Below are 14,596 nucleotides of genomic sequence, written 5' to 3' on the forward strand. Positions count from 1 at the left end.
ACTCCTCAGACAAGACGACTGGTCAATATCCCCCACCTGCAGGTTATTCCGTTGCAAGGGGTTGATACAGTGCCTCCGACAGTCATTCGAGACATCAGGAGACACCGATGGTGAGCGCGGTGCAGCGCAGTCCGCTGGCGACGCAGGTCGCGGACATCCTGCTCGACCGGATCAGGGCCGGAGAATGGCCGCTGGGCCACAAGCTGCCCGGCGAGACCACACTGGCCGCCCAGATCGGGGTGGGCCGCTCCACGGTGCGCGAGGCGATCCGCGAACTCGCCGGCAAAGGCGTGCTCGACCCCCGCCAGGGTGCAGGCGTCTTCGTCACCGCGATCGACGTGGTCGAGGACTGGGACCAGGTGCTCCGGCGGGCATCGATCCTCTCCGTGGTCGAGGGCCGGATCGCGATCGAGACCGAGGCGGCGAAGCTGGCCGCCGAACGCCGGACACCCGCCGACCTGCGGACCATCCGCCGCGCTCTGGCCGGCCGCGCCGCCGACGGTCTGTCCGTCGACGACTACGTCGATGCCGACATGGCCTTTCACCGCGCCGTGGTCGCCGCAGCCCACAACGACGTCCTGCTCGACCTCTTCGACGGCTTCGTCCCGCGGATCCGCCGGGCGATGATCGACCTGCTCAGGCTGCAGTCCGCCTCGCTCTGCGCCGACGACCAACCGGCCCACGCTCGCCTGGCCGACGCTGTGGCGCAACGGGATCCGGAACTGACCGCCGAAACCAGCCGGGCTCATCTGTCGACGCTCAAGCAGGCGCTGCGATGACCGGCACCCCCGTGATCCGGCTGACCGGCGTCGGCCTCCGGCGGGCGGGCCGGGACATCCTCACCGGCGTGGACCTGACCGTCCGCACCGGTGAGCACTGGGCACTGCTCGGACCCAACGGCGCCGGGAAGAGCACCATCCTCTCGCTCATCGGCGCGGTGACGCATCCGACGGTCGGCGAGGTGGAGGTGCTCGGGCAGCGCCTGGGCCGGGTGGAGTTGCGCGCGCTGCGGCAGGTGATCGGCCACGTGAATCCACGTCATCGGCTCAGCTCCCCGTTGACGATCCGCCAGGTGGTGCTCTCCGGAGTGCACGGTTCCGTGGACCTTCCGCCCCGATGGGAGCCGTCCGCGGTGCAGATCGCGCGCGCCGACGAACTGATCGCCGAGGTGGGACTGGCCGGGAAGGCCGAGCGGCGCTGGCCCGACCTGTCCCAGGGCGAACGCGGCCGGGCCCTGATCGCCCGGGCCCTGATCATCGATCCGCGGGTACTGCTGCTCGACGAGCCGACGACCGGCCTGGACGTCGCCGCCCGGGAGCAGCTCCTCGAGACCATCGACCGCCTCGAACGCGTCGACTCCCGGCTCGCCTCGGTGCTGGTGACCCACCATCTCGAGGAGTTGCCGCCGGGCACCACCCACGCGGCGCTGCTGGCCGACGGACGGATCGTCGCCGCCGGTCCGGTGGCGCAGGTATTGACCTCGGCGAACGTCTCGGCCGCCTTCGAGCATCCGATCCGGGTGGAGTCGCAGGCCGGGCGCTGGACCGCGCGCGCCGAGCCCACCGGCGCCATCGGCGAGGACGGGGCGCGGCCGCAATCGGCCTGAGCGGCAGCCCGGCGCTCGGCGCGGATGTGCCGCACACGCAGTCGAGCCCCGATCCCGCAGCGCGGGATCGGGGCTCGTTCTGGTCAGATCAGTGCTTGGTGACCTTGTAGATGTGGTCACCGCCGACCGGCGGCAGCGGGTAGCCGAGCAGACCGGACGGCAGTTCCGAGATGGACGACGCCTTGTCGATCACCAGGAAGGTGTTCTTCTTCCAGCCCAGGAGCTGGTTGGGCAGCAGTCCGGTGGTCATCAGCTGAGTCACGCCGAGGGTCTTCTGGTCGATCACCGAGATGAAGCCGAGGAAGTAGTTGGCGGCGTACAGCTTGCCCTGGAAGACGAGCATCGAGTTGGTGCCCGGGCCGGTGTTCACATCGCCGATGTGCTTGCCGGTCCGCAGGTTGTACACCGACAGGCCCTGGTACAGGTTGTTGACGTACAGGCGGTTGGTCCGGGCGTCGGCGGCCACGCTGCCGTGGCCTTCGTCGATCGCCTGACGGGTGTTCCACTTGACTTTGGCCTGGACCGAGTCACCGCTGCGCGTCACGCGGAACTGGGTGAGGTCGGTGTAGTACGAGGTGCTGGTGACGGTGGCGCCCGCCGGGCTCTCGTCGGTGACCACCACGCCGGCACCGAGCTGCTTGCCGCCCGAGGGGTACTTGACCTCGCCGAGGCGCTTGAAGGTGTCCATGTCGAAGAAGACCAGGCCCGGGGTGACCGAGATGACGGCGATCCGCAGGTCCTCGATGAACTCGACCGAGTGCGAATGCGGCAGGTTGCCGATGTTGGCGAGGCGGCGGCCGGTGGTCTTGTCCCACACGTTCGCCTCGCCGCCGTTGGCGGCGGCGGCCGTGGTCCACACGGTGTTGCCGGTCTTCGGCACGCCGATCTCGTACTGAGCGGCGACACTGCCGTGACCGCCGGTGTCGGCCTTCTGCGTCACATTGATCCGCTGCTTGATGTCCATCGTGTTCGGGTTGACCCGATAGATCACCGACCTGGTGGCGCCGCTCATCGGCGACACATTGGTCAACCACAGATCACCGGTCTGCGCGTCGATGGCACCGCGGTAGTTGCCCTCGCCGATGTTGTAGCCGTGGATGCTGTAGCCGGCCGGCTGCGGCACGGCCGGCGCCGGGCTGGCGGGTGCGGCATGGGAGGCCGGTGCGGCGACCAGCCCGAGGGAGAAGGCGGCGGTGACGGTCAGCGCAGCAGCGCGGACCTTAGAGAGGCGAGATTTCACGGAACTAAGGCTAACCTGAGTATCCCCTTAGGATCCACTACTTCTTCTTGCGTCCTCGACCACACGCCGCGCCGTCGAGTCGTGACCGTCACCTGCGATCGGCCGGTTCACGGCTCTGCCCGGCGCTACATGGTCGCGGCATGGACGTGCAGCAGCAGCCCGTGCTCGACGTTCTCGTCGTAGGTGATGCGCAGCGTGTACGTGGGGATCTGGTCCCGGCCGTACTCGATCACGCCGGGTTCGCGGTCACCGCCGGAACGGATCGTGGCACCCGACCGCTGCAGCAGCGCCAGCCGGTCCGTTTCGGAGGCGGTCCGCACCTCCAGGCTCGCCGACGAGTCCGGCATGGCCGGACGCATCTCGCAGGAGAGCACCTCATCGCCGGACGAGAGACTCAGCCCGGCCCTCTCCGCCAACGGCACGGCATCGTCGCAGTCGTCGTGCAGCCAGGACAGCACCGCGACTCCCGCGAAGCCGAGGGCGATCAGTAGAGCGATCACGATGATGCTCACCCCCAGTGCCGTCGCCGGCTCGCGCCACTGCACCCGGTGCTCCTTCCATCCTGAAAGCTCGCCGACTCAGTCGCTCCGGGAGTCACTGATCGACCACCGCCAACGGTAGCGTCGTTGAACCTGCACGCTGGGCCTCGCGTCACCGAGCGATTCAGCCGCGTTCTGTGGCGTCGCGCCGACACGGTGCACTCGGCGCAGAACTTGGGCGACTTGACCGACCTCAGGGGTCGGTCAAGTCGCCCAAGTTTTTCGGGTCGGGCGCCGGCGCGGAGTCAGCGCGGCGTGGTCAGGCGCCGTCTCCGGGCGTCTCGAGCAGTTCACGCCGAAGCAGCTTTCCCAGGGATGAGCGCGGCAGTGCGTCGACGAAGACGACGTCTCGGGGCACCTTGTACCGCGCGAGCCTGGCTTTGACGTAGTGGCGAACCGCATCGGCATCGATTGCCGAGCCTTCTGCGCGGACCACGTATGCCGCCAGGCGTTGCCCGAAATCGGCATCCGGGACCGGTGCGATCGCGGCTTCGGCGATGTCCGGGTGTGCGTAGAGCAGCTCTTCGATCTCTCCGGGAAAGACGTTCTCTCCACCGGAGACGATCATGTCGTCGTCGCGGCCGTCGATGAACAGACGTCCGTGGGCGTCCCAATGACCGATGTCGCCGCTGGACAGCAAACCGTCGATCGTCTTCTTGTGTCCGCCTCCGCTGTACCCCTTGAACGACAGGAGTCCACCGACATAGATCGTTCCGGGCTCGTCGGGCGCGGTGATGGGACGATCCCCGGGTCCGTAGAGGCGGACCACCGAAGTGGCGGGAGGACGGCCGACGGTGCCGGGGGCCTCGGCGAGATCGTCCGGGGTCGCGACGGCGGCCACACCCACTTCGCTCCATCCGTACAGGTTGTAGAGAACGGGTCCGAAGCGCTCAGCCGCGGATTCGGCGACACACACCGGCAGAGCGGAGCCGGCACAGAACATGACCGAGACGCTTGAGGTGTCGTACCGGTCGAGCACCTCGTCACCGAGACCGAGAATGCGGCCGAGCATGGTGGGGACCAGAACGACGGTGGTCGCCGAGAACTCGTCGATCAGTGATAGCACCCGTTCGGCGTCGAACTTGCCCACCAGGATGTTGGTCGTCCCCAAAGCGAGCGAGATGAGGAACTGTGTGAGCCGGGTGCCGTGGAACAACGGCGCGGCCACCACGCAGGTTCCGCGGGCCGGCAGGGGGATACGGTCCAGGAACTGCGCCGCGACGAGCGGTGAACGCACGGTACGCGGGGCTCCCGTCGGGGTTCCCGTCGTGCCTCCGGTGAGGATGGTAAGGGGCCCGGGCGACCGGGCCGCGGCGCACTCGGCCGTCGCGCACCATCGGACACGTACCCCTCGAACGCATCGTCGGAGCCGCCGATGACGATGCGTTCGACTCCCACGTCGGCGAGCCGGTCGGTGAACTCCGCATCGTGGAACACGAGGTCTATGGACTCCCGGGCGCAGACCTCGCGCAGTTCCACCGGGCTCATTCCGGTGTTCATCAGAACCAGGCCCGCACCGGCTTTCGCCGCGCCCATCATCGCCTCGACCATTGCGCAGCGATCGCGGCACAGCACTGCGATGGTCGTGCCACCACCTCTGCCGTCGGCGACCAGCGACGCTGCGAGATCATCGGTCCGGCGGTCCAGCTGCGTGAACGTCACCGACCGGGTGTCGTCGGCAAGCGCCACCCGCTCCGGATATCGGCGCGCGGCCACCCGAAGGGCTCCGGCGACGGGTCCGTACGCACGCATGCCGAGCGCATCCCGCAGCATCGAGTACGGACTGGTCGGGTCGATCATGCCCGATCGGGCCACGACCTTCACGGCGCGAAGCCGGTCGGCGGCACCGCGGTGCACCCCGGCGAGGCCGGGTGTTCTGGATGTGTTCAACAGACCTCCGTAGAACTACTGATGACGCGTCGCCTGAGGAAGTCGACGACGGTGTGAACGAGCCAGTCGGGATATTCCAGCTGCGGACAGTGCCCGGCACGCTGATGCACCACCAACTCGCTCCCGCGTACAGCGGCATGGAGCGATCTGCTGGCGGACACCGGGATGATCCGATCGTGCGCACCGTGGATGATCAGCGTCGGGCACTCGACCCCGGCCGCCGGATGGCCGGCCTCGGTCTCGCACGCGATCCGGTTGACCAGCTCCGCGTAGACGTCCAAGGTGGCCGAGTCGATCGACGCGACCCACCGGTCGATCACGGCGCGGTCGGCGCGTGCGCGCCGCTGATAAAGCAGGCTCGGTACCACTGCCCGCACGAGTCGGCGCGTCACCGGCTGGGGCAGCCGGGCCAACACGTGCGAGCACTGCACGGCGTTGAGTACCCGTGGAGACCGTGCGAACGACATTCCCCGATGCGCGGCGAGGACCGGATCGTCGAGGGCGACGACCGCACGCACCGAGTCCCCCCGACGGGCGGCGGCGCGGATCGCCGCCGCTGCGCCGAGCGAGTTTCCGACGAGTACGGCGGGCCCGTGCTCCTCGAGCATCGCGTCGACGACGTGGTCCCATCGGGGCAGGACGGGACCGGCGCCGAGCGGAGCGGTGACGCCGAAGCCGGGCATGTCGACGGCCACCGCGCGATAGCCGGCGCGCTCGATCAGGGGCAGGGCGCCGCGCCAGGTCTCGGCGCTGTCGCCGAAGCCGTGCAGCAGCAGGATCGTGGGCCCGGTGCCGTCGACGGTGAGGGTCTTCGTGTCGACCGAGCCGCAGCGTCGGCGCGATTCAGTGATCACACCGGTTACCTTCGATCAGAGCCGAGGAGAGCCTTGGCGACGTGGGTCACCTGGATCTCGTTGCTGCCGGCGTAGATCATCAGCGATTTGGCGTCGCGCGCGAGCTGTTCCACGCGGTATTCGGACATGTAGCCGTTGCCGCCGAACAACTGCACGGCCTCCATGGCCACGTCGGTCGCCGCCGTGGTCGAGTACAGCTTCATCGCCGAGGCCTCGGCCAGGGTCGGAAGGGAGCCGGCCCCGAACGCACTCAATGCCGCGAACACCATGTTCTGGACGTTGAGGCGCGCCACTTCCATCTGGGCCAGCTTCAATTGGATCAGCTGGAATCGGCCGATCTCCTGTCCCCACAGGGTCCTGTTCTTCGCGTAGTCGACAGACAGCCGATGGCATTCGTTGATGATGCCCAGGGCCAGGATGGCGCAGCCGACGCGTTCGACGGTGAAACTCGAACGGGCGCTGTCACGTCCGTCGCCGCCGGAATGGTCCTCGGTCTCGCCCAGCAGCCGGTCCCGGCTCAGCCGGACGTTGTCGAAGAACAGTTCGCCTGTCGGGGAGGAGTGCATGCCCATCTTCGCGAACGGAGCACCTTGGGTGAAGCCCTCCATCCCCTTGTCGAGCACGAACGTCAAGACCTTGCGGTCACGCTTGTCGGCACCGTCGCCCTCGTCGAGCTTCGCGTACACCACCACCGTGTCGGCGAAGGGGCCGTTCGTGATGAACGTCTTCTGCCCGTTCAGGATGTAGTCGTCGCCGTCGCGCCGCACGTAGGTCTTCATGCCGCCGAAGGCATCCGAACCCGAGTCGGGTTCGGTGATCGCCCACGCGGCGATCTTCTTCAGGGTGACGAGGTCCTTGAGCCAGCGCTGCTGTTGAGCCGGCGTGCCGCGGGACATGATGGTCGCCGCGCCCAGCCCGAGACTGACGCCGATGGCCGCGACGCTTCCCAGGGTCACTCCCGACAGCTCGCTGACGACCACGGCAGCCATGCTGGCCTGCGCCGCCAGCGGATTGGCACCGCCGTCGTCGCTCTTGGGCTTCTTCTCGGGCTCGGGTTCACCGGCGGCGATCCGATCGGCCTTGCGCTGCGCCTTCGCGAGCATGTTGTCGACGGCCTCGCCGGCCATGACATCGACACCGAACTCGGCGAACAGTTTGCGCATGATGTCGTACGGCGGAAGGTCGCCGTGCTCGAGCGCGTCGAGATTCGGGCGGATCTCCCTGTCGATGAAGGCCCGGACGGATTCCCGGACGAGTTCGTCGGTCTCAGACCATTCGAACATGATGTGGTGTCGCTTTCGTTGTCGATGTCAGGGGAGTCGGTGAGCGATGTCGTCGATGGTCCACGCCTCGTCGCTCTCGATGGTTTTGACGTCGTGCCAGCCGGCGAGCTCGTCGATCGCACCGCCCTGCACCGCGAACACCTTGCCCGTGATCGGGCAGTCCGCTGTGGCCAGGTAGGCGACGAGCGGAGAGATGTTCGCCGGGCTGAAGGCGTCGAATCCGCCCTCTTCGACGTCCTCGGCCTCGGCCGCCATCATGGCGCCCATACCCGGGGTCGCGAGGGTCAGCCGGGTGCGCGCGATCGGTGCGATGGCGTTGGCGCGCACCCCGTAGCGCTCGAGCTCCTCGGCGGCGACCTGGGTCAGGGCGGCGATGGCGGCCTTGGCCGCGCCGTAGTTGGACTGACCGGCGTTCGGCATGGTCACTCCCGACGCCGACGCCGTATTGATGATCGCCGCGTTGGGCTGACGTCCGGCCTTCGACTCGGCCTTCCAGTACGCGGCGGCGTGCCGGGTCACCGAGAAGTGACCCTTGAGGTGGACCGCGACCACCGCGTCCCAGTCGGACTCCGACATGGTGGGAATGAAGCCGTCGCGGAGGATTCCGGCGTTGTTGACGACCACATCGAGCTTGCCGAACTCCGACACCGCCTGCGCGACAAGTGCTTCCGCACCCGCCCAGTCGGCGATGTTGTCCGCGTTGGCGACTGCGCGTCCACCGCCGGCAAGGATCTCGGAGACCACTTCCTGCGCGGGACCCGCGTCGGCTCCGTCACCGCTGTTGCTGCCGCCGAGGTCGTTGACGACCACTGCGGCTCCTTCGCCGGCGAAGAGCAGCGCGTGCTCGCGTCCGATTCCTCGTCCAGCGCCGGTGATCACTGCCACCCGGCCGTCCAGGGCACCCATCTGATGAACTCCTTCATGAATAGTCTGTGATCGTCGCCGGCGGGCGGCGACGGCGTGCGGTCGGCGCGACCGCACTGGTGAGAATCCTCAATCGGCGATCTCGGCGACGCCGTTGCTGAGCACGACGTCACCGTCGCGGATCGTCTCGAAGGCGTACGTGGTCACGCCGTCGGTGGTGCCGACCTTCCAGATCCGCGTCGACAGGTCGTCGCCGGGGAACACGAACTTGGAGAACCGGACCGCGAAGCGCTTGACCCGCGAGACGTCCGAGTCGGCGACCTGAGAGAGCACGCCCCACCCGGCCATCGCCATCGTGCACAGGCCGTGCGCGATGATGCCCGGCAGTCCGGCCTCCTTGGCGACGTCCTCGTCGAGGTGGATCGGCACCGGATCGCCCGAGGCCGGCGCATACCGGAAGGTCTGATCGTCGTCGACGTGCGCAGAGACTTCGGCGATCGGCTCGCCCTGCTTGGCATCGGTGTTGGGCGAGATCTCCGGGATCGCCTCGCCGACCTTCGGACCTGCGTCGACGCCGCGGAAGAAGCCCGACAGGTACTGCTCGTTGACCAGCTCGCCGGTCACGTCGTCGTGGCAGGTGAGGTGGATGTAGACCAGCGCGCCGGTGCTCTTGCTCTCCCAGCCGATCACCCGCCCCTTCGACACCAGCTCGTCCCCGGGCCGGATCGGGCGGTGGAAGTGGAAGTCCTGCTCTCCGTGAGTGATTCGCCCGAAGATCTCCATCGGAACCACGTCGACGGCGGGCGACATGAGGGCGTCGAACACCGGCACGATCGCGAACACCGGCGACGCGACGTCACCGGAGCGGTGAGCGTCGATGGGGTCGTTGGTCGCGGCCGCGTACTCGGCCAGCCGCTCCCGGGTGACCTCGAACCGCTCCTCGTCGCACCAGAGATTCAGGCCCGCGCGGTCGAACTCGTGGATCGTCCTCGTCGTATCCTGCTCCGTCATCTCAGGCCCCGGCGAGTGCTTCGAGCTTGTCCAGCGAGTCCTGGACCTGCTTGCTCGCATCCTTCTCGACCGCCTTGCCGAGGGCTCCCTTGATCAGCGATCCCTCGAAGTCGCCGGCGACGTCCACACGGGTGCCGTCGCCGTCCGGGGTGAGGGTGAACGAGAACTTGGCCTTGACGCCCGCCATGCCCGAGCCGTTGAGGACCAGCGAGGAGTCCTCGTCGACGGCATCGACGACCCACTCGATCTTGTTGGCCATGCCGAGCATGAAGATCTTCGCGGTGAGATTGGTGCCGGAGGTCAGCGTCGCCGGCGGCTCCACCATCCACCGCTCGTGAATGGTGAACCAGTCGCTCCAGGTCGACGGATCGGAGATGATCTTCCAGATGGCCTGGGGAGTGACGGCCAGAGTCTCGGTCTTCTCGATGTGTCCCATGATGTTTCCTTTACGGTGGTCGTGACTGTGCGTCGAAGGTGGATTGTCGGTGTGGCGGTGTGCCTCAGCGATCGGCTCGCTGATAGGCGGTGACGACGGCGGCCCCGCCGAGTCCGATGTTGTGCTGCAGGGCGGCGGTCACGCCGTCGACCTGACGTGCGTCGGCGGTCCCGCGGAGCTGCCAGGTGAGCTCGGAGCACTGTGCGAGTCCGGTGGCGCCGAGCGGGTGGCCCTTGGAGATCAGGCCGCCGGAGGGGTTGACCACCCATGTGCCTCCGTAGGTGGTCTGGTCGTCGTCGATGAGACGACCGGCCTCCCCGGGCGCGCACATGCCCAGCGCCTCGTACAGGAGCAGTTCGTTGGCGGAGAAGCAGTCGTGGAGCTCGATGACCTGGAAGTCGCCGGCGCCGAGACCCGACTGCTCGTAGACGCTGCGCGCGGCCTGAACGTTCATGTCGTAGCCGATGATGTTCTTCGCCGTACCGTCGAAGGTGGACGCGAAGTCTGTGGTCATCGCCTGACCGACGATCTCGACGGCCTGAGGAGCCAGATCGTGCTTCGCGACGAACTCCTCACTCGCCAGGATCACGGCGCCCGAGCCGTCCGAAGTGGGTGAGCACTGCAGTTTGGTGAGCGGATCGTAGATCGTCCGCGAGTCCTTGATCTCGTCCAAGGTGTAGACGTCTTGGAACTGCGAGTACGGATTGTTCACCGAGTGCTTGTGGTTCTTGAAGCCGATCTTCGCGAAGTGATCGGCGGTGGTGCCGTACGCCTTCATGTGCTCGCGTCCGGCCGCACCGAACATCCACGGCGCGGGCGGGAACAAGACCTCGGAGATCTCGGCGAGCGCATTCATGTGGTTGCCCATCGGCTGTTCGCGATCGTCGTACATCGCGCCCAGGGATCCGGGCTGCATCTTCTCGAACCCGAGAGCCATCGTGCAGTCGGCGAGGCCGCCGCGGATGGTCTGTGCCGCAAGGAACAGCGCCGTCGATCCGGTCGAACAGTTGTTGTTGACGTTGACGATCGGAATGCCGGTGAGACCGAGCTCGTATGCCGCACGCTGACCCGAGGTCGACTCGCCGTAGACGTAGCCGACGTACGCCTGCTCGATCTGGTCGTAGGAGATTCCGGCATCGGCGAGCGCCTTGGTGCCGGACTCCCGCGCCATGTCGGGGTAATCCCACGGGGTGCCGTCCTCGTTCGTTCGTCGCTCCGGCTTCTCAAACTTGGTCATTCCGACGCCGATGACGAATACGCGTTGCGTCACTGCGTGGCTCCTCTCCATCGCTCGATGTTCGCCTTGAACCGTATTGAGCGATGACCACCGGCAGTGAGGACCGAAGCGGGGCTTCTAGGGGACCGAAACGATCATGCCCCTGCTACTGTTAGGCCCCGCCCGATCGGCCTCGGTGAGGAGCACAGTGTCGTACACGATCCCGATGCAGTTCTTCCGCGCGACGATCGACGCCCTGTCCCGGCGCGACATCGACGTCGCCCACGCGGTCGGCGAAGCGGGTCTGGACTGGCAATTGTTCTCGGCAGAGCGGGCGCGGATGACGCCCGAGCAGGCCACCGCCGTGACGGTGAGCCTCTGGAAGCAGACCGGCGACGAACTCTTGGGGATGGGGCCGCGACGGCTGCCGCGCGGATCTCTGCGGCTTGCGGCCCTCTCGGTGATCCACACGCCGGATCTTCGGGCGGCACTGACGCGTATCGGAGAGTTCACCGAGGTCACGATGGGGACAAAGATCTCCCTGGTCGTCGATGGGGATCTCGCGACCCTGTCTGTCGGATCGGCCGCCGAGCCCGTCGACCCGATCGTCGCGTTCAGCGCGGTCGCGGGTGTGCACAGGTTCTCGGCCTGGCTGATCGACGCGCCTGTCGCGGTCCGCAGTCTGCAGTTCCCGTTCGATGCCAGCCACCTGTCGTCGGACTACGAGACGATCTTCGGGGCCCCGGCGACGTTCACCGCCGATCGCCTGTCGCTCGGGTTCGACGCGGCGCTGCTCGACCGGCCGGCGATCAGGACCGAGGCGGACCTGAAGGCGCTCCTGCGGAACGCACCCGGCTCATTGTTCTATCCGCCCAGCCAATCCACGACGCTCGAGTCCCGGATCCGCCGGATCCTGGACACCGATCCGAACGGGCCGTGGATCGCATCGAACGAACTGGCCGGCCGAGTGTTCATGAGTGCGCCGCACATGCGCCGCCGGCTTCGCTCCGAGGGGACCTCGGTCCGCGACATCCAGGACGGGATCCTGCGTGACCGCGCCGTGCGGGCACTCGTGCACAGTGACGAGCCGATCGCCGATATCGCCGCCCGCCTCGGCTATTCGGAGCCGAGCGCCTTTCGTCGAGCATTCCACCGTTGGACTGGAAGCGCGCCGATCGATTACCGGCAGGGCCCCAAGACACCCTGACCTGCGGCGCGGAGGGCCCGCGTCGCAGCCGGCGCACGACTGCAGCCGCCCACTGCGTACGGACCGCGGATCAACTGCGACAGGCCGGCACGCTACTCGCCGACATCACACCTGCGGCGAACATCCTCGCAGACCAGCCGCTCGCCGTCGCCCAGTGTGACGTCGATTCGGGACCGGTAGTGCGCAGAGAACCGGTTCTCCTCGCCCGGCGCCGGAGCGTGCGCACTGTGCCTCCATCGCTCGCCCGCCAATCGATCGACGGCCGACTGGTCGCCTTTCAGGTATTTGTCGAACCACGCTGTCGTATAGAAATTCGTGATCCCGCGAACATCGGCCGTACCGGGAAGTACCCCGCCGGAGTCGGAGAAGTCCAGGTGGTATGCGCCACGAATCACGACGTCAGCTGTGTCGACTCCCGCACGGGAGAAGGCGAACGATGCTTCAGACTTCGCCAGCGGGTCGGGGGCCTGCACCCGGGGCACGGGCAGAAGCAGGTAGTCGCCGCTGAGTCCGAGCACCGGCGTGCGCAGCCGGGGAGCCTTCACCGCTGGTGATCCGAAACAGTATTTGTTGAATCCGTAGACCGCCGGCAGCGGCACCGGGCCGATCGCCCGGGCCGCTCGCGCACCGAAGAACGCCTCCATTTCGTCCATCCGCTCAGTCGGAGGGACGCACTGGCTGTCGATCGCGACCGCAGCGGAGACTCGGTGATCGTTCTGCGCATTCCAGCTCGACGCGACCGCACCGTAGGAGTGGCCTGCGAGCCCGATCCGCCGGCGGTCGAGTTTCTTCCAGAAGGGGTTGTAGCCGGCGTTCAACCCACTCGCGACCCGCCGGTTCTGCTTGACCGAATGGTCGGTCCGCGTCGTGCGGCTGCGCCGCGGCTTGTAGGCGTCGTCCGGCGCCGACAGGAAGAAGTCGAGAGCATCGATCTGCCCGTCGTAGAACGGCAGTCCGTTGCCGCCGAGGCTGGTCAGAAGGTTCGGCGTGCGCTGCGGCCCGACCAGACCCAGGACGGGGATTCCCGCGAAGGCATCTTCGAGTTCGTCGGGATGCTGCCCGAACTGGTCGGACATACCCTCGCCCTGAGCGTCGTGGGTCATGACGATGTAACCCGCGGCAGCCAGGTGCTGGGCGAGATACCAGTAGGCCTGCTCGTATTCGACGATGGATCCGTTGGTGATCACGATGCCCGGCTTCTGTGCAGGATCGCCCTGACGCTCCATCGCCCAGACGTGCCCGGATATCGTGGCGCCGCTTCTCGACGTGTACAGAACGGGCTCGACGAGGCCGCCCTTTCTCTTCCAGCTGGAGACGCTGTATTCCGGGTTCATCGGGCACAGATACTGCACCGTGCAGCTGTTGGGGTTCGGTTGGCGTTCACGATCGCGCTGCAGAGCGTCTGCTCGTTTCCGTTGATACGCGGCAGTCTGCTGTGCGACCCCGGCGATCGCCGACGGGTCGGCTACGAGTGCTCCGCCGTCGCCGACCGCCAGCGCGACCGTCGACGCCTCCAGCGCCGGGGACCAGCGTTCGGCGTTGGCGTCACTGCCGGTGGCCGCAATCAACACGCAGGCGGACAGCACGGACACGCCGAGCCTCCACACCATGCGTGTCGTGCACGCGCTCATCAGATTCGACACAGCGATTTCCTTACTCTTGCCGGCCTCGGCGGTGCGGCCGAACCCGTCTCGGCTCAGTTCTGTGTGATCGAGACGCTGACTGATTCCGCACCACGGTGATTCGGGTGCGCACGACTATATCCTGCTGTGTCACGCGAGCTGACTCGCACCATGCGACGGCCCGTAGACGAAGCGCCACAACGGCGTTCGACGACGGCAGCCACTGACAGGGGACGGCCGACCCGCACAAGACCCGCCCTGAACCCCCCGGAAAACAGATGAGTCGCGACATCGTGTGTCAACGATGTCGCGACTCATCACACTGCGGAAGCGGAGGGATTTGAACCCCCGGTCCTGTTACGGACGCTCGCTTTCAAGGCGAGTGCATTCGGCCGCTCTGCCACGCTTCCCTGGCGTTCCAGACTAGCGCACCGCCCGACGCCGCCGGCGCCTAGCGAACAGCGCAGAATTTGGGCGACCTGACCGACCTCAGGGGTCGGTCCGGTCGCCCAAGTTTCTCGAGTCGGCGCCGAAGCGGGTCAGTGCGGAGCCGTCAGACCCGGTCCGGTGATCAGCGGCATGTCCAGGGTGGTGCGGATCCCCGGCTCGGCCCTGCGCACCGCCGGAATCGCGTTGACCACCCGGCTCACCCCCGCGGCGATGGCCGCGTGATTGTGATCGCCCCGGGCGCTCGACGGCGTGACGTCCACGACGTACGACGGCTCACCGGTGATCTCCACCCTGTAGGCGCCCTCGCCGTGGTGCGGCCGCGGCCAGTCCGGCCGCAGATCCGACCGCAGCCGGGTGACGTGCTCGACCACGATCGCC

Annotated in this window: 13 protein-coding genes, 1 tRNA gene and 2 pseudogenes; 3 read left to right on the top strand and 13 right to left on the bottom strand. The window is 67.4% G+C overall.

Features of this window, described 5'->3' with window-relative positions; all coding sequences use genetic code 11:
* The first annotated feature begins 107 nt into the window (after positions 1-107).
* Together ACJMNC_RS17655 and ACJMNC_RS17660 are read left to right on the top strand one after the other, a co-directional pair.
* Positions 108-779 (top strand): FadR/GntR family transcriptional regulator, encoded by a 672-nt coding sequence (locus ACJMNC_RS17655; protein ID WP_408949266.1) that lies wholly within the window; start codon positions 108-110, stop codon positions 777-779.
* Positions 776-1,606, top strand: coding sequence for an ABC transporter ATP-binding protein (locus ACJMNC_RS17660; protein WP_408949267.1), 831 nt, complete (start codon positions 776-778; stop codon positions 1,604-1,606). Before ACJMNC_RS17655 ends, ACJMNC_RS17660 begins: the two co-directional genes overlap by 4 nt.
* Before the next feature lie 88 nt (positions 1,607-1,694).
* On the opposite strand, the gene ACJMNC_RS17665 is transcribed toward ACJMNC_RS17660, so the two are convergent.
* The 10 genes and pseudogenes from ACJMNC_RS17665 to ACJMNC_RS17710 form a co-directional block, all read right to left on the bottom strand.
* Positions 1,695-2,846 (bottom strand): YncE family protein, encoded by a 1,152-nt coding sequence (locus ACJMNC_RS17665; RefSeq protein ID WP_408949268.1) that lies wholly within the window; start codon positions 2,844-2,846, stop codon positions 1,695-1,697.
* Between the two features lie 125 nt (positions 2,847-2,971).
* A complete protein-coding gene (locus ACJMNC_RS17670; protein ID WP_408949269.1) occupies positions 2,972-3,391 on the bottom strand; it encodes a hypothetical protein in 420 nt (139 codons plus the stop codon).
* 253 nt (positions 3,392-3,644) lie between these two features.
* Complete coding sequence (locus ACJMNC_RS17675) at positions 3,645-4,622, bottom strand: AMP-binding protein (RefSeq protein ID WP_408949270.1); 978 nt, start codon at positions 4,620-4,622, stop codon at positions 3,645-3,647.
* Between the two features lie 230 nt (positions 4,623-4,852).
* Positions 4,853-5,185: pseudogene (locus ACJMNC_RS17680) on the bottom strand (AMP-binding protein); the annotation flags it as partial.
* Between the two features lie 86 nt (positions 5,186-5,271).
* A complete protein-coding gene (locus ACJMNC_RS17685) occupies positions 5,272-6,129 on the bottom strand; it encodes an alpha/beta fold hydrolase (protein WP_408949271.1) in 858 nt (285 codons plus the stop codon).
* Between the two features lie 5 nt (positions 6,130-6,134).
* Positions 6,135-7,412, bottom strand: coding sequence for an acyl-CoA dehydrogenase family protein (locus tag ACJMNC_RS17690; protein ID WP_408949272.1), 1,278 nt, complete (start codon positions 7,410-7,412; stop codon positions 6,135-6,137).
* 27 nt (positions 7,413-7,439) lie between these two features.
* Positions 7,440-8,318, bottom strand: a complete 879-nt coding sequence (locus ACJMNC_RS17695; RefSeq protein ID WP_408949273.1) for an SDR family oxidoreductase — start codon at positions 8,316-8,318, stop codon at positions 7,440-7,442.
* 87 nt (positions 8,319-8,405) lie between these two features.
* Positions 8,406-9,287, bottom strand: a complete 882-nt coding sequence (locus tag ACJMNC_RS17700) for a MaoC/PaaZ C-terminal domain-containing protein (RefSeq protein ID WP_408949274.1) — start codon at positions 9,285-9,287, stop codon at positions 8,406-8,408.
* A 1-nt stretch (position 9,288) separates the two neighbouring features.
* The gene (locus tag ACJMNC_RS17705) at positions 9,289-9,723 is read right to left on the bottom strand and encodes an SRPBCC family protein (protein WP_408949275.1); all 435 of its coding nucleotides are present in this window, start codon (positions 9,721-9,723) and stop codon (positions 9,289-9,291) included.
* A 64-nt stretch (positions 9,724-9,787) separates the two neighbouring features.
* Positions 9,788-10,993: a lipid-transfer protein gene (locus ACJMNC_RS17710; protein ID WP_408949276.1), complete on the bottom strand. Its 1,206-nt coding sequence runs from the start codon at positions 10,991-10,993 to the stop codon at positions 9,788-9,790.
* A 154-nt stretch (positions 10,994-11,147) separates the two neighbouring features.
* Between ACJMNC_RS17710 and ACJMNC_RS17715 the strand changes: the two genes are divergently transcribed.
* On the top strand, positions 11,148-12,146 hold the full coding sequence (locus ACJMNC_RS17715; RefSeq protein ID WP_408949277.1) for an AraC family transcriptional regulator ligand-binding domain-containing protein: 999 nt from the start codon (positions 11,148-11,150) through the stop codon (positions 12,144-12,146).
* A gap of 92 nt (positions 12,147-12,238) precedes the next feature.
* Here the strand turns inward: ACJMNC_RS17715 and ACJMNC_RS17720 are convergent, their stop codons facing one another.
* From ACJMNC_RS17720 to ACJMNC_RS17730, 3 genes and pseudogenes are all read right to left on the bottom strand, one after another.
* The gene (locus tag ACJMNC_RS17720; protein ID WP_408949278.1) at positions 12,239-13,789 is read right to left on the bottom strand and encodes an alpha/beta hydrolase family protein; all 1,551 of its coding nucleotides are present in this window, start codon (positions 13,787-13,789) and stop codon (positions 12,239-12,241) included.
* Positions 13,790-14,093: 304 nt separating this feature from the next.
* Positions 14,094-14,178: transfer RNA gene (locus ACJMNC_RS17725), tRNA-Ser, on the bottom strand.
* 129 nt (positions 14,179-14,307) lie between these two features.
* Positions 14,308-14,596 (bottom strand): annotated as a pseudogene (locus ACJMNC_RS17730) (diacylglycerol kinase); the annotation flags it as partial.

Origin of the sequence: Gordonia sp. VNK21, from assembly GCF_046098115.1 — a bacterium.
GTDB lineage: Bacteria > Actinomycetota > Actinomycetes > Mycobacteriales > Mycobacteriaceae > Gordonia.

What these genes read in the sequence shown, in the direction of transcription:
- ACJMNC_RS17655 (WP_408949266.1), top strand. Translation starts at nt 108, where the DNA reads ATGGTGAGCGCGGTGCAGCGCAGTCCGCTGGCGACGCAGGTCGCGGAC.
- ACJMNC_RS17690 (WP_408949272.1), bottom strand. Translation starts at nt 7,412, where the DNA reads ATGTTCGAATGGTCTGAGACCGACGAACTCGTCCGGGAATCCGTCCGG.
- ACJMNC_RS17700 (WP_408949274.1), bottom strand. Translation starts at nt 9,287, where the DNA reads ATGACGGAGCAGGATACGACGAGGACGATCCACGAGTTCGACCGCGCG.
- ACJMNC_RS17660 (WP_408949267.1), top strand. Translation starts at nt 776, where the DNA reads ATGACCGGCACCCCCGTGATCCGGCTGACCGGCGTCGGCCTCCGGCGG.
- ACJMNC_RS17705 (WP_408949275.1), bottom strand. Translation starts at nt 9,723, where the DNA reads ATGGGACACATCGAGAAGACCGAGACTCTGGCCGTCACTCCCCAGGCC.
- ACJMNC_RS17695 (WP_408949273.1), bottom strand. Translation starts at nt 8,318, where the DNA reads ATGGGTGCCCTGGACGGCCGGGTGGCAGTGATCACCGGCGCTGGACGA.